The sequence below is a fragment of the Candidatus Chlorohelix allophototropha genome, from assembly GCF_030389965.1.
In the GTDB taxonomy this organism is placed as follows: Bacteria; Chloroflexota; Chloroflexia; order Chloroheliales; family Chloroheliaceae; genus Chlorohelix; species Chlorohelix allophototropha.
In genome coordinates this window covers 49,255-69,759 of record NZ_CP128400.1, presented here as the reverse complement: position 1 = coordinate 69,759, position 20,505 = coordinate 49,255, and the positions used below count along the sequence as shown (strand labels likewise).

At 48.6% G+C, this 20,505-nt stretch carries 15 protein-coding genes and 1 pseudogene; 6 read left to right on the top strand and 10 right to left on the bottom strand.

Translation table 11 applies throughout. The features are described from left to right. Positions 1-288: 288 nt before the first annotated feature. The 8 genes from OZ401_RS13160 to OZ401_RS13125 form a co-directional block, all read right to left on the bottom strand. Positions 289-591, bottom strand: a complete 303-nt coding sequence (locus OZ401_RS13160) for a hypothetical protein (RefSeq protein WP_341470935.1) — start codon at positions 589-591, stop codon at positions 289-291. A 596-nt stretch (positions 592-1,187) separates the two neighbouring features. Continuing rightward, a complete protein-coding gene (locus OZ401_RS13155; protein WP_341470934.1) occupies positions 1,188-2,189 on the bottom strand; it encodes a helix-turn-helix domain-containing protein in 1,002 nt (333 codons plus the stop codon). An 88-nt stretch (positions 2,190-2,277) separates the two neighbouring features. Then, positions 2,278-3,192 carry an aldo/keto reductase family protein gene (locus OZ401_RS13150; protein ID WP_341470933.1) on the bottom strand — a complete coding sequence of 305 codons (915 nt, stop codon included), beginning with the start codon at positions 3,190-3,192 and terminating at the stop codon, positions 2,278-2,280. 424 nt (positions 3,193-3,616) lie between these two features. Continuing rightward, the gene (locus tag OZ401_RS13145; RefSeq protein ID WP_341470932.1) at positions 3,617-4,837 is read right to left on the bottom strand and encodes a helix-turn-helix domain-containing protein; all 1,221 of its coding nucleotides are present in this window, start codon (positions 4,835-4,837) and stop codon (positions 3,617-3,619) included. A gap of 332 nt (positions 4,838-5,169) precedes the next feature. After that, positions 5,170-9,558, bottom strand: a complete 4,389-nt coding sequence (locus OZ401_RS13140) for a beta strand repeat-containing protein (RefSeq protein WP_341470931.1) — start codon at positions 9,556-9,558, stop codon at positions 5,170-5,172. A gap of 333 nt (positions 9,559-9,891) precedes the next feature. Continuing rightward, complete coding sequence (locus OZ401_RS13135; RefSeq protein ID WP_341470930.1) at positions 9,892-10,827, bottom strand: hypothetical protein; 936 nt, start codon at positions 10,825-10,827, stop codon at positions 9,892-9,894. 721 nt (positions 10,828-11,548) lie between these two features. After that, a complete protein-coding gene (locus OZ401_RS13130; protein ID WP_341470929.1) occupies positions 11,549-13,132 on the bottom strand; it encodes a TolB-like translocation protein in 1,584 nt (527 codons plus the stop codon). A 274-nt stretch (positions 13,133-13,406) separates the two neighbouring features. Beyond that, positions 13,407-14,666 carry an ISL3 family transposase gene (locus OZ401_RS13125; protein ID WP_341471852.1) on the bottom strand — a complete coding sequence of 420 codons (1,260 nt, stop codon included), beginning with the start codon at positions 14,664-14,666 and terminating at the stop codon, positions 13,407-13,409. A 113-nt stretch (positions 14,667-14,779) separates the two neighbouring features. Between OZ401_RS13125 and OZ401_RS13120 the strand changes: the two are divergent. The 4 genes and pseudogenes from OZ401_RS13120 to OZ401_RS13105 all read left to right on the top strand — a co-directional run. Then, positions 14,780-15,352: pseudogene (locus OZ401_RS13120) on the top strand (transposase); the annotation flags it as partial. Positions 15,353-15,413: 61 nt separating this feature from the next. Further along, positions 15,414-15,755 (top strand): transposase, encoded by a 342-nt coding sequence (locus tag OZ401_RS13115; RefSeq protein ID WP_341469227.1) that lies wholly within the window; start codon positions 15,414-15,416, stop codon positions 15,753-15,755. Further along, on the top strand, positions 15,752-16,657 hold the full coding sequence (locus OZ401_RS13110) for an IS3 family transposase (protein WP_341469226.1): 906 nt from the start codon (positions 15,752-15,754) through the stop codon (positions 16,655-16,657). The genes OZ401_RS13115 and OZ401_RS13110 overlap by 4 nt, the downstream gene beginning before the upstream one ends. A gap of 16 nt (positions 16,658-16,673) precedes the next feature. After that, on the top strand, positions 16,674-17,075 hold the full coding sequence (locus OZ401_RS13105) for a hypothetical protein (RefSeq protein WP_341470928.1): 402 nt from the start codon (positions 16,674-16,676) through the stop codon (positions 17,073-17,075). Between the two features lie 10 nt (positions 17,076-17,085). Here the strand turns inward: OZ401_RS13105 and OZ401_RS13100 are convergent, their stop codons facing one another. Together OZ401_RS13100 and OZ401_RS13095 are read right to left on the bottom strand one after the other, a co-directional pair. After that, the gene (locus OZ401_RS13100) at positions 17,086-17,331 is read right to left on the bottom strand and encodes a hypothetical protein (protein ID WP_341470927.1); all 246 of its coding nucleotides are present in this window, start codon (positions 17,329-17,331) and stop codon (positions 17,086-17,088) included. Between the two features lie 35 nt (positions 17,332-17,366). Next, positions 17,367-17,822 (bottom strand): hypothetical protein, encoded by a 456-nt coding sequence (locus OZ401_RS13095; protein WP_341470926.1) that lies wholly within the window; start codon positions 17,820-17,822, stop codon positions 17,367-17,369. Between the two features lie 409 nt (positions 17,823-18,231). Here OZ401_RS13095 and OZ401_RS13090 point away from each other — a divergent pair, with 409 nt between their 5' ends. Together OZ401_RS13090 and OZ401_RS13085 are read left to right on the top strand one after the other, a co-directional pair. Next, a complete protein-coding gene (locus OZ401_RS13090; RefSeq protein ID WP_341470925.1) occupies positions 18,232-19,983 on the top strand; it encodes a M23 family metallopeptidase in 1,752 nt (583 codons plus the stop codon). Next, a complete protein-coding gene (locus tag OZ401_RS13085; RefSeq protein WP_341470924.1) occupies positions 19,984-20,427 on the top strand; it encodes a DUF6232 family protein in 444 nt (147 codons plus the stop codon). Positions 20,428-20,505 lie beyond the last annotated feature (78 nt).

Here is a 20,505-nt window from a genome sequence, read left to right as displayed (position 1 = left end):
AAGAGGGCAGCTAAAACTTGAGGGCTAGTGACGATCATGCACCGATGCGGGTTGAACTCTCTTTTTGCTTTAAGTGTCGAGAGAGTTTCCCAGTCTAGCGTGATCCGAGCGAGCAACCAAGCAAAAAAACCGGGCTCAAGGTCCCAACACGTATCTCGGCCAGCCCCAACGCCACTGCCACAAGCGTTCTCGCCAGCTAGACACTACCGAGGATAACTGGCTCCGCTCCCTTCTGCAACTCATACTAGCAAAAATCTATCACAAGGACGTAGGAAGGGATAAAAGGGGTTAAAATACTTCCCCAGCAAGGCGACGAGGGTTAAGACGTTCAAAATCTTCGACCATCGCCCGGTCAATCGCAGCATTAGCGAGGTGGCGAGCTACCTCTCTGAGTTCATCTTCATTAATAGCAGGTCTGCCAAACTTCAATTGAAACCATTCCTCAAAAAAAGCTCTTCTTAATTTAGAAAAGTACATTTCAAATCTTAGGTCTTCGCCAATTTTAGCGGCATTGCGGTTGCCTTTTTGCGCCCCTCGGGGTTTTTTAAGTTTCTGGGGAGTTGGAGAAGTTAATTTATTCTGTTCGTTCAATATTCAGACTTTCTTTTGTAATCGCGGCAGTAAGAGATGGAATTATACGGATAATTCGAACACCTGTCAAAAGAGTTGCAAAGGGTCGAAAAACTGGTTAATATAACAATGGATAATTCCAGTTATCTATTACTATCATTAAATTTCCGCTAAAAAGACCAAAAAAGCCGAAAATTTACTTAAAAAGAGCCTTTTTCGCGCCAGGAGTTTGCCGTGACTACCGAATTTAAACTCAGGCGGCTAATTTATTCTGTATTGGCCGTCTCTTTTCCTTGTGATAGATTTTTACACGCATCCTGTTCCTAGGTGTATTTCGCTCCGGTCGGGTAGCTAATGCGCGTCTCAAAAAGTATAATTTCTGAGACACACCCATTGACCCGTCTCAGATGTTGTCTCATAATGCCATTATCACAACCTCTAAGACATTTTGAAACACAACATTAACTGGTTTGTGGTAGTAATGCACCGTTTCGGGGGGTTATGCAAAAACCCCCATCTTGAAACCGGTATAATCAGATAAACCTCCACTGTTCGATCAAATCATAACTTTTATACATAAAAATTACCGGGCTTATTACACGGCGACCTCGCTCATACTAGGCTGAAGACCGAATTTCCTCGGGGGTATTCCCTGTCCATACTCGAAATGCCCGGTAGAACGAGTTCGTCTCCTCATAACCTAATAAGAAGGCAATTTCTGTACTCGAATAATCCGATACGCCTAAATAATGTCGGGCAAGTTCTTCTCTCAATTCATCCAGTACTGCCTGAAATGTCGTAGCTTCATCTTTAAGTCGGCGATGAAGGGTGCGGCTACTCATCGCAAGTTTGGAGGCGACATCCGCCATTGAATAATGACCACTGGGGAGTATCTCGACCAGGCAAGCCCGGACACGCTCCTTAAAGGACGATTCCCTGGTTAGATCTTTCAATCTCTTATTAAGTTCAGGTTGAAGAATTGACCACATTGCCTGATTTGTCGTAAGAAATGGTTTTGCTGCATCCTTTGCTTCAAATGTTAGACCATTGAACTCACTAAGGATGATGGATGAACCAAAAAACGCCTCGTGAGTTTCTCTTTCAGGTGGTTCAAACAACATTTGGACAGATTTGGGGATGATCGGGGCGCGGGTTGCCATTCGTGCCACATGAACCCAGAACGCGAGTTCCATAATGATCAAATTCTCGGGCACCCGATCATCCGGTAATACACTCCCAAAAGCGATTTGTGTCTGACTTTCGCTTTGATCGACAGTCATATGGAGCGGTCCGACGAGGGGTTTGTATTTTGCGATGCGATGAAGGGCGGTATTCAAATCATTGCTGCAAAAGGCGACAAACAGCGCAGGGCCAACGGTTTCTGGCGAAATGGCTTGTACCAAGCGCAGCGAAAAGGTGGGGTCATCCCGGGTTACAAAGGCCAGGCCCTTCCAAAATCGAAAATACTCAGCCCCGTTCATCGTAATCGGTTGGCGCGAGAAAAGATCAAGTGGCAGTTGTGCATAACGTAATACATCCTGCACACCGATATCCAAATCGTGGAAGAGTGCTTGCCATCCTTTGTCGAAGGCATAGCGCAGCCTATTCCTTTCGGTCATCTTTTACTGCTCCTTGAATGGCCGGCCGTTGATGGCCAGGGTTCCCTATCGGGTGACACTGCTGAGTAACCGGGGCATCCCGGTGTGATCAGGATACTTTCGTGGGATCCCCAAAACTCCAGGCAACTCCGTCACCCCGGTCCATTTTTTCGATGACAGTCAGGTCTGCATCATCAATTTCAAATGAGAGGACATCAGAATTCTGCCGGATTCTTGTCTTATTGGTACTTTTCGGCAGAATTGCATAACCCTTCTGTAACCCCCATCGGAGTAGAACCTGTGCCTCGGAAACACCATACTTTTGCGCCATTATCTTAAAAGGTGAATCCGCCTCAGCGCCTGCTTGTTTCATGGCATCGGTCTTGGCGCTATCCTGTCCTGGCGCAGTTCGCCAGGTTGAGAGCGGCACAAGGCTACTGTAGGCAATGCTCGCAATATTATGGTCTCTCAGATATGAAGTCAAGGCTGGCTTCTGAGACCAGGGATGTAATTCAATCTGATTGGCGTCAGGGAGTGGCAAACCGGCAGATTTGATTTCTTCGATATGGGTAATATTAAAGTTACTCACACCGATGGCGCGTACTTTCCCCATCTGACGCAGCGCGACGAGGGCTTTCCATTGTTCCAGGCGCTGGTCCTTGGCTAATGGGGCATGAATCAGATATAAATCGACATAATCCAATTTCAGATTTGATAAACTCTGATTCAGCGACTCGATTGTTGATTGGTAGGTTTTGACGGGTTGCCCCCAGGCGTCGTTTCCGGGCCATAGCTTGGTAGTCACGAAAATATCCTTCCGCGCTAACCCAAGTTCCTGCCTACCAGCTTGTATCGCTTGTCCGACACCCTCCTCATTACCATACGCTTCGGCGGTATCAATGTGCCGGTACCCTGACCTTAAAGCTTCCAAAACAACGGTCTTGACCTCATCATTGGTAATCAGATAGGTACCGAAGCCAATCATGGGCATCTGAATATCCTGGTTAAGGGTGAGCTGCATCATTGTCTCCTTATGGTGTTCATCATTTAGCATATTAGTTGATAAATCCCTGTGCCAATTTATTTTATGACCCTATCATACTACAATCCACCATCTTCAATTTAATCATATGTCGCCAACTTGATATCAGATCCTGCCAGAACTGGATCTCTGTAGGGGGGGAAAGGAACAAGGCATGCAGGGAGGATACGGCAAAAAAACACACACTAGAATTAAGAAGATAATTAAGAACCGGTGAATAGAGCACCAAATCACGAAAAGCACTACCAATAAGACTCTGCCGTGTCTCGAAATATCGTACCCCCACTTTTTGGAGAAAGTCTTATAAAGTCGTACCCCCTAATTGCTGAGAATATTGTAAAAGGCGTTGATCCCTGTGAGGAGAAAGGCAAAGCCAATTGGTAAACTGGAAGTGCCTGAAGCTGGCTTATTCACCCATTAAATCAATCTTACTAATCCCTTGAACTGGTAACTCTAGCACTTCCTGGCTCTCTTCAGGCTGGCATTTCAAACTCATCTTGGCAGGGTCAAACCGGATTTCTAACAGCTTACCGATTAAACGATTACCAATATAATAACCCAACCCACCCAAATTAAAATGACCATTGCCCTTAACCCTCCGAAACCAGTGGCCCTGACCTAGATAAGTACCTACCCGTTGTAAATCCAACAAATCTTCTTCCCACTGCGGTTGGTAATAACGACCGCTGTGTTTAGCCTGTGGGTAAGCCTTAAGCGGGGCTTTCTTTAAGGTGCGAACTGACAATTCAGTGTTAAGAACCTCTCGTCGCTCATCCAACCCGTTCCACAGTCCTACTTGGGAAGAATATTTTTGCCCTAAAAGAGCTTGTTTAGTCATGATTTGATGGGTCCGTTCAATCATACCGTGGTCGGTCGGTTGCCTTTTGCGAATAAAACCCACTTCGATGTCGAGACCAATGAACCATAAATGTAGTTTGGTTGGGAAGGGAGAAGGGGTAGTATTATCGTAAAAAACTGTTCCGTGATCGAGGGTAATTCGTTTAGGCATACCATAGTTTAGAAAAGCCCGGCGCAGGGCCATTTGATATTCTGGAAGTGAAGGATTGCGATGTTCCAAGCTTGGATAGCTCTCTACTTTTAGGCGACTTACTACATCAATTATGGTAATCAAACTAACTTTGCCCACCCCTTCTACTTGAGTACTACCCTGTGCATCAAGCTGCCACTCCTGATGAGGTTGTTCAAGAGGCTTTTTAGGCGCCTGAAATAATTCAATATGAGTCTGGTAAGGTCGCGTCAGACCACGTTGTTTAAGAAAAGCTGCCAAACGAGCTCGACTTGGTAAGGCTAGCGCAGATGTTTGGGTTGTTTTGTGTAAAGCTACTAAAAGGGTATCCGGTCCCCAACCTGGATGGTCTTTTCGTAATTGAATAATCAGTTGCTTTAATTCAGTTGAAAATTTAGAAAGCACGCCAGTCCGAGGTCGTCCCATATGTGAACTTAGCGCAGTCCGTCCTCCTTTTTCAAAACGACGTCGCCATTTACGAACGGTATAGAAAGAACAATTCATTAACCCAGCAATTTGGGGGCCAGTTTGACCGGCTGCCGTGAGTTCTGCAATTTCCAGACGTTGCTGGAAAGTTATAGCTTGTCCTTGTTGAAGCATATTTCCTTCTTTCATTAGGGTCTGAGAAGGAAAGTCTACTACTTAAAAGGGCAATTAGGGGGTATGACTTTATAAGACTTTCTCCAAAAAGTGGGGGTACGATATTTCGAGACACAGCATGACATTATTGGCACTTGTTACTATGCTGGGCTACCAATAACGCGAAAATATACTCCCAAATTGGCGGTTTTTAACTACTAATAACAAGTTTAGCCAGAAAAAAACGCAAACCGTACAAAATTGTTCCACTGTGCCCGCTACCCCATATCGCAACTCAAACAAAAACCGACCCCTTCCAAGCAAGGAAAAGGAAGGCATTTGCTTCTATTAAACTAGCTCGCCGCGACTACGGTCAGAATGTTCACTTGGGTAACTTCTGAGCGGTTGCCGTAGCCCACGACCGCATAATCGCCCGGCGCAAATCCGGCGGTGTTCAGCAAGATGGTAATTTCACCGTTGGCGTTGGCGCGTTGCTCTCCCAAACTCACGCTTGTGCCGTCCGGTTTCGTGTACCATAGCGATACAATCTCGTTGGCTAGGTAGCCCTTCTGCACAAGGCTGACCTTCTCGCCGACAGTTGCGCTTATTGCTGCGCCGCGCTGAATTGCGCCATCCTCGCTGCTGTTCGTTTCGCCGAATACAAAGCGTTGGGTGTTGCTGTTCAAGCTCTTGCCGCATCCCACTTCATCGTCAAACACCACTTTGTAACGCGCCTCGATCTCAGTACCGATTACCGCGTTGGCGTTGGGGCGGAATAGCAAAGTCCCGTGCACTTCCTGATCCTGTCCAAGGCTCGGCAAGGCAATTGTCACGGTGGTGGTGGTCACTTGGGTAACCCACACGCCTGAGCTTGTGTTCTTCAGATAACCTACCTCTAGCCCTTGCGGTATCGGTATTTCCAGTCGAACGTAGCTCGTGCTGCCTACCCCGATATTCTTCACCTTGAAGCTGAAGGAAACAAGGTTCTCAGGGCTAATCGCTACCACCGGAGAGGGGCTAACCCGGAGTTGGGGTATCAGGTCGGAAGGCTGTCCGATGATAACAACATTGAAGGGGTTACTTTGGGCTGAAGTTAAGCCGGTGGCGTTGAAAACCAGCACATAACCTCTCCCGCTCTTGTTAATCTTCAGGTTGGAGAAGGTTGCCACGCCGTTAATGGCATTGACGGTAAGTGTGCCGCTTAGCAGTGCACCTGTTGTGCCTGCGCCGCTCTTGATGGCAACGGTCACCGCACGGTTAAAGCTGGTAGCGGTGTTGCCGTTCGCATCTTGGGCTGTTACCACGGGTTGGGTGGTGAAAGCTGAACTTGCCACTGCGCCACTCGGTTGGGTGGTTATCACCAACTTGGCGGCTGTTCCGGTTGTTATATCGAAGCTGTTAGTATTGGCTGAGGTTAAGCCTGTGGCGCTGGCGGTCAGCACATAGCCCGTGCCGCTCTTGTCAAGGCTCAAATCGGAGAAGGTTGCCACGCCGTTAACCGCGCTAATGGTAGCCGTACCACCGAGAGTAGCGCCTGGTGTGCCAGTGCCACTTTTGATAGCAACGGTCACTGTGCCGCTAAAGTTCGTAGCGGTGTTGCCGTTCGTGTCGTGTGCCGTCACTGTGGTAGTGAAGGCTGCCCCCGCTACTGCGCCGCTCGGTTGGGTGGTTATCACCAACTGAGAAGAGGTACCGGGTTCTACGTTAAAGTTGGCAGTATCGATGGATAAGTTGCCGCTAGTTGCGGTCAGTACGTAGCCCGTCCCGCTCTTGTCAATGCTCAAACCGGAGAAGGTTGCCACGCCGTTAACCGTGCTAACCGTAGTAGTACCGCTAAGGGTTGCGCCTGTTGTGCCAGTACCGCTCTTGATAGTAACGGTCACTGCGCCGCTAAAGCTGGTAGCGGTGTTGCTATATACATCTTGGACTGTTACGACGGGTTGGGTAGTGAAGGGTGAACCTGCCACTGCCCCGCTCGGAGTAGTTACCGCCAACTTGGTGGCTGCTCCGGCTGTTATCGTGAAGCCGCTGGTATCGGCAGAGGTCAAAGTGCCGCTGGTCGCGGTCAGCACATAGCCCGTGCCGCTCTTGTCAATGCTCAAGCCGGAGAAGGTCGCCACGCCGTTAACCGCGCTAACGGTAGTAGTACCACCGAGAGTAGCGCCTGTTGTGCCAGTGCCACTTTTGATAGCAACGGTCACTGTGCCGCTAAAGCTGGTAGCGGTGTTGCTATATATGTCTTGGACTGTTATCACGGGTTGGGTAGTGAAAGCTGAACCCGCCACTGCCCCGCTCGGAGTGGATATCGCCAACTTGGTGGCTACTTGAGTCTCAAATGCGCCAATGTCGCACCCCGTACCCTGCGGACGGTTAACCCCGCGCTGGTCAGCGGTAACTACGCAAGAAGCCGCCGGAATCGCGTCTATAGCCGGGCTGCCGGACAACAGCGCAATGGTATTGGTTACCCCACCGTTATTTCCGGGAGTACCCAGTATCGCATCGGTGGTGGTTTTGCTGGTGCCGCTGAACTGGCAGTTATAGATACTCGTTGTAGCCACAAGGTTATAGCCCTTATCGGTGAAGTCGCCGCCAGCACAGATACTACTGCCCTGCAACAAGCTGTTCTGAAAATTAGCCGTACCGGCGAAGTTATAAATAGCCCCGCCGTAGTTAGCAGAATTGCTGTAGAGAGTGGAATTGGTTAGCGTCACCGTGCCGCCAGTGTTATCAATAGCCCCGCCGTCTAGGGTAGCGGAATTGCTGTAGAGAGTGGAATTGGTTAGCGTGACCGTGCCGTTGTTATAAATAGCCCCGCCATTGGTAGCGGAATTGCTGTAGAGAGTGGAATTGGTTATTGTCACCATGCCAAAGGGGTTCTCAATAGCCCCGCCGCCTTTAGCGGAATTGCTGTAGAGAGTGGAATTGGTTATCGTCACCGTGCCGCCATTGTTATAAATAGCCCCGCCGGTGGTTGTGGCGGAACTGCCGGAGAGGGTGGAATTGGTTATCGTCACACTACTTGTGCCGCCGGCGTTATAAATAGCCCCGCCGTAGGTAGCAGTGCCTCCGGTCAGGTTGAGATTGGTCAGGGATAGGCTTTTGCCGAGGTTGACGGAGAAAATCTGGTAGGTGTTTGCCCCGCTGATAGTCAGCTTGCCTGCCCCCGTGTTGGTGAGGGTTAGGTCTGTGGCAATAGTCCCATTCCACGTCGCATCTAGGGTGATGGTGGTATCGGCGGCGCAATTGAAGTCGAGCGTGCCGCCTGTGCTAACGATAATTTTTAGCGCAGCCAAGCTGCACGTACTTGCTACAGCAAAGCCGCTAGTATCGGCTGAGGTCAAAGTGCCGCTAGTTGCGGTCAGCATGTAGCTCGTGCCGCTCTTGTCAAGGCTCAAGCCGGAGAAGGTTGCCACGCCGTTAACCGCATTGACTGTGAGTGTACCGCTAAGGGTTGCGCCTGTTGTGCCAGTACCGCCCTTGATAGCAACGGTCACTGCGCCGCTAAAGCTCGTAACGGTGTTGCCGTTCGCATCTTGCACTGTCACTGCCGGTTGCCCGGTGAAGGCTGAACCTGCCACTGCGCCGCTCGGTTGGGTGGTGAAGGCAAGTTTGGTGGCATAGCCGGTGGTGGTTTCGTAAGCCCCGATGTCACATCCAACAGTACCCTGCGGACGGTTAACCCCGCGCTGGTCAGCGGTAACTACGCAAGAAGCTGCCGGAATCGCGTCTATCGCCGGGCTGCCGGACAGTAGCGCAATGGTATTAGTTGCCCCGCCGTTATTTCCGGGAGTACCTAGTTTCGCATCGGTGGTTTTAATGCTACCCTTAGTACCGCTGAACCCGCAGCTATAGTTACCCGCTGCCTCTGCCTCAAGGTTATAGCCCTTATCGGTGATGCTGCTTCCTGTGGTGTTGTAGCAGATATTGCTGCCCTGCAATAAGCTGTTCTGCAAATTGACCGTGCCGCCGCTGGTGTTATAAATAGCCCCGCCTACTATGGTAGCGGAATTGCTGTAGAGGCTGGAATTGGTTAGCGTGACCGTGCCGCTCCAGTTCACAATAGCGCCACCACCGTATTGGCTAGCGGAATTGCTGTAGAGGGTGGAATTGCTTATCGTCACACTGCCGTTGTTGTAGTTTTCAATAGCGCCGCCACCGGTAGCGGAATTGCCGGAGAGGGTGGAATTGCTTATCGTCATATTGCCAAGGTTCTCAATAGCTCCGCCGTAGCCGCTGGTAGCGGAATTGCCGGAGAGGGTGGAATTGCTTATCGTCATATTGCCAAGGTTCTCAATAGCTCCGCCGTAGCCGCTGGTAGCGGAATTGCCGGAGAGGGTGGAATTGCTTATCGTCACATTGCCATAGTTATAAATAGCCCCGCCGTCGCTACCCTTGCCTCCGGTCAGGTTGAGATTGGTCAGGGATAGGCTTTTGCCGGAGTTGACGTTGAAAATCTGATATAGGTTATTCCCGCTGATAGTCAGCTTGCCCGCGCCGGTGTTGGTGAGGGTCAGGTTTGTGGCAATAGTCCCATTCCACGGCGCATCTAGGGTGATGGTGGTATCGGCGGAGCAGGCAAGGTCTTGCGAACCGCCTGCGAGAACGGCAGCTTTCAGTCCCGTTAGGTCGCAGGTTTGTACCGCCGCTTGCGCCGGAGGCGGGCTGATAAAAATTGCCAATAGCAGAGCGATACCCGCTAACGTCACCGCTAAACGTCTTTGTTTTGGTATTACCCGAACCATATTCTCTTTCCCTTCTGTGTGTCTGCCTATAAGTCCTAAGCTTCTCCCCTACGGGGCAATCCAGTTCTCACCTCAATTAAAAGTGCCGGGTAAATTAGACTTTCCTAAACTCAGTAATCCAATATAAGTTCGGGTCAGTATAGGTCTGAAAACGTACGCTAAGGCACATTTGTCCTGGTTTCTCCTATTACACCTTCATTAAACCCGGCGAAGTGCAACTTGTACCAAAATAATGCAAAATGCACAAGAAAAGAGTATAAAACCGAGCAAATTTGTCTTAGCGTAGGTTTTCGTTCCGTTACTGCTCAACCGGCGTATAACTAATGGTTGCAGTTAGGGGTGCTCCTCGTCCAGCGCCCCAGGAGCTATTGAGAAGGCTGGTGGTGGTGTCATCTCCTCGGTTGATAAAGAAGTGCCTGAATAAATCGGAGGTATCGATTCCAGCGGTGCGATGGGCGGCATGTGCCGGGCTCGTGCGTCTGCTCTGGCGCGATTCCCCGGTGGTGGTCCAACCAACACACTATGGGCTAGCGACAAAGGGGCTAGCGAAAAATCTGGTGGTCCCATTTCCTCGGTCATACCTGAGTAGATCGGAGGTATCGATCCCAACTGCGGTGCTGCCGCCAACTCTGCTGGTGGGTCTCCAGGTGGTGGTCCAACCAACACACTATGGGCTAGCGACAAAGGGGCTAGCGAAAAATCTGGTGGTCCCATTTCCTCGGTCATACCTGAGTAGATCGGAGGTATCGATCCCAACTGCGGTGCTGCCGCCAACTCTGCTGGTGGGTCGCCAGGCGGTGGTCCAACCAACGCACTATGGGCTAGCGACAAAGGGGCTAGCGAGAAATCTGGTGGTCCCATTTCCTCGGTGGTCGAAGAAGCGCCTGAATAAATCGGAGGTGTTGATTCCAACTGCGTTGTTGCCGCCGCTGCCGCTGCTGCTGCAGTTGAGCCGCGTTTTTTAGCCCTAATCCATTCCAACAATCCCATACGCTGAATGGAGGTAGAGCTTACCAGTCCAGGCTCAGCCGTTTTTCTGGTCTCCAACATGCGTGTCACTGCTTTGTTACCGATGGTTTTTTGGAGGTTTATTATATGGGCAGTGCCAAGGTTTTGAGGATTAATCGGTCCTCTTTTTTGAAAAGCAGGCAGTGTAGTTTCGGTAGTAGCAAATTGGTCGAGCTGTTTTTCAGCAGACATTTCGTGATTTTCAGGAGGTTCTTGCTGTCTTACCTTTTTCAGCTTTGTAGAATCTGGAATAAAACTCATAGTATTAATCCTCCTGCTACATACACGCTAATTATTACCTTTGCTGAATTAGACTAAACATACAAGATTAACCTTATGAAGTTACATGAAACTAATTTAAACCAGACAGGTAAAAAAACCGGTGGAAAAATTCTTAAAAATTTTAAATTAAAAAGAGTCGGGAAGTGTGTCCCGACATGGCCTAACCTGAGCAGTGCTACGAGGAAGTGCAAAGTAATAGTTTGTTTTAATATTTCCTGTCATAAGTATTAAAAGTAGAGTATGAAGTGCCTACTTCGGGAGGTTATGGCACGCGACATTTCGGTCTAGTATAGCAAGCCCTTTTCTCAGGTTCAAATCACAAGGGAGGAAAATGTCCGGATATCTAAAAAGCAGGCAAAAAGGGTCAAATGCCGTTGCCAAAAACAAATACGGCATTCTGTTTCTGGTATTTTTTAGCAAAAAAGTTCTGTTTCAGTACTTTTTATTTTTTAGAACAAACGTTTACTACTTTTCCCCTGGTTGCACCAATGTTTAGATTCGGCCAAGTACAACCGCAGGCTCGTTAACAAAAAGGTTGTTAGCTTAGAATTGCCTTTTATTAACGGGCGGTCCAAAGGCCCGCCCGACGCCTTATTCGCTCGACCGCAAGCGGCCGAGTTCTCGCGGCGGTAAAGATTTCAAAACATTTAAAAGTTGAGCCGTTTACTCTTGACTTTTTACCCCATCGGTCCCTGTACCCCTATCTCGTATTGGGCTCAGACACCAGCAATAATGCCTCTTGAATATTATCGTCTATAATCCTGAACTCCGGCTCATTGCTTGCCAAATCGACTCCGATTCCCTGCGCGGAATCACTCCCCCCAATCAGTACCGCCATCTGATTATCACTCCATCCTATGCTGGAGAAACTTTTGAAGCGTGGGGCAGTGCCTTTGATATTAACTTGCGAACCGTTGGCGCGAAAGATGGTCATCGCGGGGGTGCTGGTATTGGAAAAAATGGCGATATAGTTGCCATCGGGCGAGAACACGGCTACAGCGTTATCGGAAACGGGGTTGCCTATTCTTCTTTTGGGGGTGGTACTGCTTCCATTTGCTTTTATACTTTGCAGATATAGCTGGTTGTTAGCGTCTTTGTATAAAACATTGTCGCCGTAGCAACCTAGTAGAGCAGTGGCGGTTGGGTCGAGCGCGACTGGCGTTTCGGTTTTGTCCGCGTTTGCCGTAAAAATACCAAGCGGTTTGAAATTAATATCATTTATATAGACAAACCGCCGCACCTGCTCACAGTAATAAGCGCGTTCCCAACTAAGGTCGAGCGCAACCGAGCGAGGAAAATCCGAATTGCTGGTGATGTCATGCACCCAAAGGCTGGTTTTAGCGGTCTGGTTTGCAGCTTGGAATGAAAGCTCAAGGGGGCTAATCCATCTTATATTATAGGCAGGTAGCGCAGTATATTTAGTACCGTTTACTGTGCCAAGCTCAGGTCCGGTCAGGAAGGAAAGGCGCGTACCATCCTTATAAACTGACCAGAAGGCAGTTTCATAGCCAGCGCCCGTCCCAAAAAAAGTTGTTCTGATAAAGGCAATTCTATTTCCATCGCTACTCCACACCGGGCGGGCAGCATAATCTTTATCATTGGCTACTAATTTACGGGGGGCAGGATTGGCAGGGTCAAGGTTCGCTACCCAAATTTCGGTAGGATATACTTTTCCTAGCAAACCCTCAAAAGTAACCCCCGATTGGTTTGCACGGGCGTAGGCAACTTGCGTTTGGTCGGGAGAAATTCCCAAACCGCTTATTGCTCTGCTTTCCACTCCATAGTTATTATCAGGATTGCTACCGGTGTTTGGCATAGCTCGTTCTGCAAAAGCGCGATCGTCCAGCGTGGTTATTAGAGGGTGGTTATCCTTAATCTGCGCCATTTTTAGTTGCAGCGTTTTATTTACCTTCTGAAGGAAAACCGCTTTCCCATCTGAAGTAAGTACGTAGCTGAAAACATTATCGGTGAGTTTTTTGGGGGTTGCGCCGGAATACCACAAGGCTTCATCCTTGTAATAAAAAATGGTTCTGGGGCTGCTTGTATTTATGGTGGTCGCAACAGGCTGTACGGTGGTTTTGGCAGGCTGTTGCGACCCTGTAGGAGTGGTTACAGGCGCAATAACAAGCGGCGGCGCGGTGGGCGATACTTGCACCGCCTTGGTGGTGGCAGGAACGGGTGTGATTGTCGGGGTGGGATTAACCGGGCTGGTAGTATCTCCACAAGCGGCAATCAAAAGTCCGGTTAAGATTACTACCAACGCAGCCAGCAAATAACGTTGCATTATTCCGTACTTTCAAACTTTGTTAGTTTTTCTGTAATAGACAGAACTAGCTCGGACAGTAGCGATTTAACTGACAAGACTGGTAGTAACCGTCTGACTAGTTGTGTGTGTTGTTTCTAACAGTTTATCCAATCTTTTTTGATGAGACAAGGGCTTGCTATCTCGAAAGCAGGGGTTATGCGTTTTGGGGTATAGGGGTCACTTACCGGAAACGGGAAGAAGTGGTTCATCCTCACTTTATGTGGTAAGACCAGAATAAGAACAAAATATCGTGCTAAGCAGCATACAGTACTCTTGCTCTTAGCAAATCAAATTTAGCGCGATTGTACATCTGACGTTTGATAGTCTTAAGTCGGTTAACCTGACCACCTTCTGTCTGCCCTTGATTCCATCTCAAACTAATCCCAGCTTCTACCGCTGCCCGGTCACTTGCAATACCCCATCCTAAACTGGCATATTCACTTATCGGCTCTTCCTCCACCGCCCACAACCATAAAACCAAACTATCCGCATTTTTTGAACCTATCAACTCGCTAAACTGCTGGCTTAAGCCATAGGCACGCGCTATTTCTGCATCGGCCTCACACAGTAGCTGTAGCTGCGCTTGCTCCCACGGCTTTAACCGCTCCCCTGGTAAACACAGCCACCAGCTAATTTGCCGTGGTGTGGCTACTTTGCTTTTAGATTGGTTAAGCTTAAATTCAGCCAGCGATTTGATCGAGGATTCAGTTGGCGAATGATTAGCTAATTCTGCTCTCAGGCTGGCGACGTACTGGGTGACAATTGAATTACCGCCACTATAACCTTGTGTTCTAATCTCCCCTCCTAGTTGTACCGCATTACGACAGCCTTCTACAAAAAAGCGTTGTTTAAGATAAGCTTTGTAAGGGTCAAGTTTACTAGCTCCAGGACTGTACACTCGTGGCTGGGGCGCATTTTTAAGATACTGACTGACGGTTCCAGCGTCAATATCAAGCTCGTGGGTAATTTGATACTGCTTAAAGCCTTGCCGGTGCAGGGTACGGATTTGCTGGTAAAGTTCCATTCGAGCCGCTTGCGTAGCCTCTTTTTTCTGTTCCCTGACCGGTAAAGCCGGTGGTGTAGGCGGCATTCCAGCCAGTTCCAGACGGGACTTTCGTATCTGAGCGGGAGTAAGCGGTTTGCCCACTTTAATTTCTTCCGCCTTTTTGACTTCGCTGGTTGGTTTTGGTTCGGCGGGTGGTTTAAGAATAGCTTTTATTTTTGGGTAATTGCGCCGCAGGTACTTTTCGGTCGCGGTACGTAAATTCTGTTTCAGGTGGAAACGGTCAGCTATCTGAACAGCGGCAGGCGCAGCAGTCCTAATGGCTTTACTGTAAGCACTACTACGGTCACGGCTAATAAACTCAATTCCCGGATGTTCCTGAAGCCAGCTAGCTAACGTTTTGGCTTTCCGGTCTGGTAGCACATCGATTACTACCTGTCGCTCCAGATCAAGCAAGATTGTTCCATATTTTTGCCCTTTGGCAAAAGCAAAGTGGGGTAGCGGGCACAGTGGACATTGTTGGCGAATTGAAACTGTAGCGATTTTTATAGTAAGTTCGATTTACAGGTATTACAATAGAAGAAACCTATGAATAGAAATAGCTTGAAGTAAGGAGGTGGGAAATGTCCTTACAACCTGAAAACCTCAATCCCATTCCGGCCCAAACCAGCCTGATAGCGCATTCTGCTTTTCCTAATGGGAATACTTACATGACGATGCGCGATGTATTAGGCACTTTCTATTGTGACCAGGATTTTGTAGACCTGTTTCCCTTGCGAGGTCAACACGCACTGGCTCCCTGGCGTCTGGCCTTAATTACCATTCTGCAATTCGCCGAAAATCTGACCGATCGTCAAGCTGCTAACGCGGTGCGGGCCAGGATCGATTGGAAATATGCGCTGGGTTTGGAACTAAGCGATTGTGGTTTCGATTATTCGGTACTTAGCGAGTTTCGCACCAGATTACTGGCAGGCCAGGCGGAACAACAACTATTCGAGTTAATGCTTAAGGAATTCAAACAACGGGGTTTGCTCAAGCCAGGGGGTAAACAACGCACTGATTCCACTCACGTTTTAGCGGCGGTGCGAGAACTTAACCGAACTGAAGGGATCGCTGAAACGCTGCGGGCTGCCCTCAATGCGGTAGCGCTCGTCGCTCCCACCTGGTTACGTTGGAGTGAACCCTGGAATACCAGACCACAAACTAAGAAGAAATGGGTAGAATAGAAGGAGCTTAGTTTGAGAAAGGACTGGAAAAATGCAGGGAAGAAGCTTTAATCCCGAGTTTAAGCTAAAAATAGTGAGAGCAGTACTGAGCGGGGAGAAAACCGTAATCCAAGTGTGCCGAGAGCATAATCTGAGTGAGAGCCTGATCCATAACTGGAAGAAATTATACCGGGAAAAGGGAGAAGTCGCCTTCACAACTGCTACCCAATCCCGTACTACCCCTGCTACCACTGAGCAGCAGGAGATAACCGCTCTCAGGCAGCGGGTAGCAGAACTGGAACGGCTGGCTGGTCAGCAGGCTCTTGAAATTTCTATCTTAAAAAAAGTCTCGGAGATGCTGAATACCTCAGCGTCGCCCAACGGTGTGAAATGATCGGTGGGTTATACCGGCTCAGCCAAAAGCAAGGACTGGGCTATTCTCTGAGGAAATTATGTCACCTGTTTAGGGTCAATCGGGCTTGGTATTACCAACGCCAAAATAAGGTGGAAAAAGCCAACCCGGAGGAGGAAAGCCTGAAGCAACGGGTGGAGCAAATACTAGGTACTTACAGCGGCTATGGCTATCGGCGCGTAACCAAAGCCTTACAGAAGGGTGGGGAAAAGATCAACCACAAGCGAGTGAGGCGCTTGCTGAAGAAATGGGGTTTAAGCTGGAAACGGTGGAAAAGGAGAAAACCACTGATTAGTGTCAATGATCCTAAAGCTGCCAGAGAGGCAAATCGGTTGGTGACGGCTAAACAAGCTGGGGAGATCAACGCCCCGAATCGGGCTTGGGTAGGGGATGTGCTGTTCGTAGCCACCAAAAAAGAGGAAGGTTACCTAGCAACTTTATTGGATGGGTTCAGCCGGAAAGTGGTGGGTTGGGCAGTGAGCCGTCACAATGATACTCAGTTGACCCTGCGGACCTTGCAAATGGCAATAGGGCAGAGGCGACCAGAAGCAGGTTTGATCCATCACACCGACAAGGGCTCGAACTACACCAGTCGAGAGTATCGTGAGCAGTTAACTGCAATCGGGGCGGTAGTAAGCCACAGCCAACCGGGGCGACCACAGCAGAACGGGATGGCGGAGAGCTTTAACAAGACGGTTAGTTATGAGAAACTCTATTTAGAAGAATTTCAGAATTTGGCAGAGGTAGCAGTGGGTTTGGAACATTGGCTAGAACGGATTTATAATGAAGGTCGCTTACATTCGTCTTTGGGTTACTTAGCCCCAGTAGAATTTGAACATAACTGGTTGGCTCAAAAGCAGCTAGAATGTGGTCTGGTCATATAGGGGGCATTCCAGCCCGGTGGGAACCCAATCGCGCCAGATCAATCAGGGTGCCGGTGGAAAATATTATGAATCCTACACCAATAACCAGAATAGTGGTGAAGAGCGTACAACTAATGCCGATAACAATAGCTTACCCGGAGCCTTGGAAGGACTTTTTAAAAGCCTTTTCGGGTTGATCAATGGTTTGAAAAGTGAGGATGTTCGTAAAAGCTCTGCCGAAGCCGCCGAACACCTGAAGAAGGAAATTGCTAATGTCTGTATCGGCTCGACTTCTATTCCGAATAAATATATAACGGTTGGAGCGCTTGGAGATCTGAAAAAAGCAGGCTACGGCATACCTGAAATGACAACGGCTGTACTGGTTCAACCGGAAATACATGAAGCTTTTGCCGCTTATCTGGGAAATTTGAAAGATTAAGAAGGGAGCGTTATATGTCAAATGGTGCTATCGGCACTTCCAGTCCACTATAACTGCCCACGAAACGAGGGTCCCGATCAAAAGTTATCCCTTTAGGCAGCCCGGTTTCTTTGAGGATTTCGATCACCGTTTCGAGGGTGGTGTGAACATTAAAATCTTCTCTGGCTGCTGCCGCAACCAACAAGGAAGTGCCAGTATCGACCAAGTTTAAAACCTCGACCAGCTGTTGCTTTTTCCCTTCTGGTCCGATAGTCACAGTCGAAGCATCCTTGAAATCGAGTTGGATTTCAGCTAGCGGCTCAGGACGAGCAACTGGCTTGGGGGGTGGGGGTGTGAAATGGATAATTCTGGAGAATTTAACCAAGATTTTCCAGATGGTGCTGGCAGAGGAAAGTGTTTTACGCCATTCTCTGCCAGCACTTTGTCTTTAGCCAGGTAATAACTAATGGCTTTGGGACCGGGAGTACGTTTGAGGTTGTCAGGCGGATGATCCCTGATCTCGAGGATACGCTCCACAAGAAGTGGATTTGGCGGGGGAAAGGGTGATTTACGCCCCCGTTTAAGGCTGATCAAAACGGAAGGGTCATCCGATGGCGCTTTTTTGAGGCGATTGCACCATTTTTTGATCCAGGAGAGGGAACGGTTAATGGCGAAAGCCAGTTGGGAATGGTTCCAGTCGGGTTGGTCGCGGAGTAAGAGACGCAGGTTGGCACGGTCTGCCTGTCTTTTTTCTTCACAATCGAGCACTTTGCTACCCTCCACAAACAACAGTTGATAACAATTGTGGACAAGAGTAAGCGAAAATACCAGGCTTGTGAAGCGGTGGTTACGAATTTCTCCGAACACTCCCTAGTGTTGAAATTATAAAATCATACACGATCCAGAAGTTCACGTTTGGATCCATAACTCATAGTTGATTTCACTTATTACCCTCCACAAGATTTTTTAGCTAGAAATGCTAGTAAAAAATGTTTCGGGTAATATTACTCGTGAGGCAAATTTCAGGTCAAGGTTACTTTTCCCGCGAGGAAGCGCGTCCACTAATTCGTCATTGGTATCAACCCTGAAATAAAGGTAGCGCAGCTTTACAAGCAAGGCTAAATCGGCTAATATTGAGCCGCATTCTAGTCAATATAAGGTTTAGAAAACATCAAAAATGCCAGCAAATAACAAAAAGAAAAAAACCCGCTCTTCTTCCGGTCCAAGCCAAGAGGAACGCCGCCGTAAAGCCGCCAACAAACCTTTAGGTGGTTCCGGTCCACCGCCCGGATATGAGAGCAAACGTGGCGCATATAGCAGCGGTGGCACTAATTACAACGCAGGAAGCAAGCGTTTGGTACGTACCATGACCATCGTAATGGCTATTATTATGCTGGTTGCGTTACTCGGCTCAACTCTTGCAGGGTGTCTTGAAACCCGTGCCTATGCGCAAGAAGCGCCACCGGGGGTGTATGCGGCGCCAGCCAGCAGCCCTCCCAGTTACACTCGGTTGCGTTACCTGACCCGCACTGAAACTGAAACGCCCCAAACCGCCAGCCTACCAGCCCCAACCACCTCACTACCAGATAATACGCTGTATGTGGGGGAGACGGGGCATTTTCTTATGGAGCCTTTTTTGAGCTATTGGCAAACCAAAGGTGGCAGTAATTTATTGGGTAATCCCATTAGCGAGCAGTTTGCCCAAAACGGCTTGATTCTGCAATATTTCGAGCGCGTTCTGTTGGATTATAACCCGCAAGCAACAAGCGCTTCCCCCGAAGTTGTAGGAGGGTTTCTGGGAAAGCAATTGGTAGAGGCAAAAGGGTTAAGCTTTGCGCCTATCACCGATTCTGGCGTTGCTACCAACCGAGTTTTTTTTAAGGAAACCTCCCACTCGCTTTCGGGTAGCTTCAAAACCTATTGGGATAAAAACGAAGGATTAACGCTGCTGGGTTTCCCAATTAGTGAGCCTTTCGATGAAACATCCGGTTTGACCGTTCAATATTTCGAGCGGGGTAGGTTAGAGTCCATTTCTGGGGGCAATGTTCACTTGAGTAATGCGGGGGATTTGCTGTTTACCGCCAAAGGTTGGGCGCAACCGCTGAAATTACCCCTTGATTTAAACATTGCAGACACGGAAATCTATCAAGGACGGACTCTTTCCATTCGTTTGAGCAACGATGGTAAATGGCTTCCTATTGAAGTAAAAGGCAAAGTGGGCGATACCGAACTCAAATTTGCCAATGTCAGCGATGTGTACAAAGCTTTTTACCCCGTTGACCCACGCATTGACCCAAAAACTTATACGATGGCACTGGATTTTAGTGATCTGGCAGGACGTGCCAGACGCATCAGCCAGCCCATTACAGTGGTTAAATACGATTTCCCTTTGCAAAGGCTCTATTTGCCATCGGACAAAAGTATAACGTTGGATGCAGAAGTCGAAGCCGCCGAGGATAAACAAGTAGCGTTCCTCAACAATATTTTCACGCCACAACCACTATGGTCGGGGCTATGGGGTTTGCCTAGCCCTAACGCTAACCCTGCCAATATTACTACCGAATTTGCTCAGCGCCGCGCCTATAATGATAGTCCAAATTTTGACTATTATCATGGCGGTATTGATTACGCCGAATCGTTGGGTACTCCGATTTTTGCACCAGCCGCCGGAAAAGTGGTCTATACCAATCCTGATTTACAGGTTCGCGGTGGAACAGTTGCAATAGACCACGGACTTGGCATTATCAGCTACTACTATCATATGTCCGCCATAATCGTGCAGAAAGATCAAATGGTAAAACCGGGGGATGTACTAGGACGGGTAGGCAATACCGGACGCAGTAGCGGACCACATCTGCATTGGGAAGTGCGGGTTAATGGCATAATTACCGATCCTCGTCTATTCCAGAAACAAGACCTCTCCAAATAAATGTCCAGTGCAACTTTCTACCTTGATGAACGAGTCCGGGTAACTGCCAGCCTTGTAACGGTGGATGGGGTCAATTACGCTGTTTCTGGAATCCAGCAAGCAAAGCTGGTGGAAGCGCCACCCGACCATCAAAAAGGTTGGGCATTGTTGATTGCAGGAGTTACCTGTTTATTGATAGCAGCCGTACCACTCTCGATTATGCTGGCAACCTTTTCCACCAAAACATCATTGACTACCCTAACTCTCGAAATAATCTTTATTACTTTGACAACGCTAATCGGGTTGGCTTTTCTGGTTGCTGCACGCAAAACCCTTACAAATCGCCGTCCGCGCTATAGCCTAAAATTGGTCACCGCGCAAGGCGAAACAACTGCCTTATCTTCACGTGACAATGTTTATGTTGCGCAAATCGCTGCTGCTATACACCGCGCTATCCTGAGCTAATCGCTTTAAATCAACGGTTTTGGTTGCATTTGTTCTAATTTATCACAATAATACGGTCAATATAGGCACACAATCCAA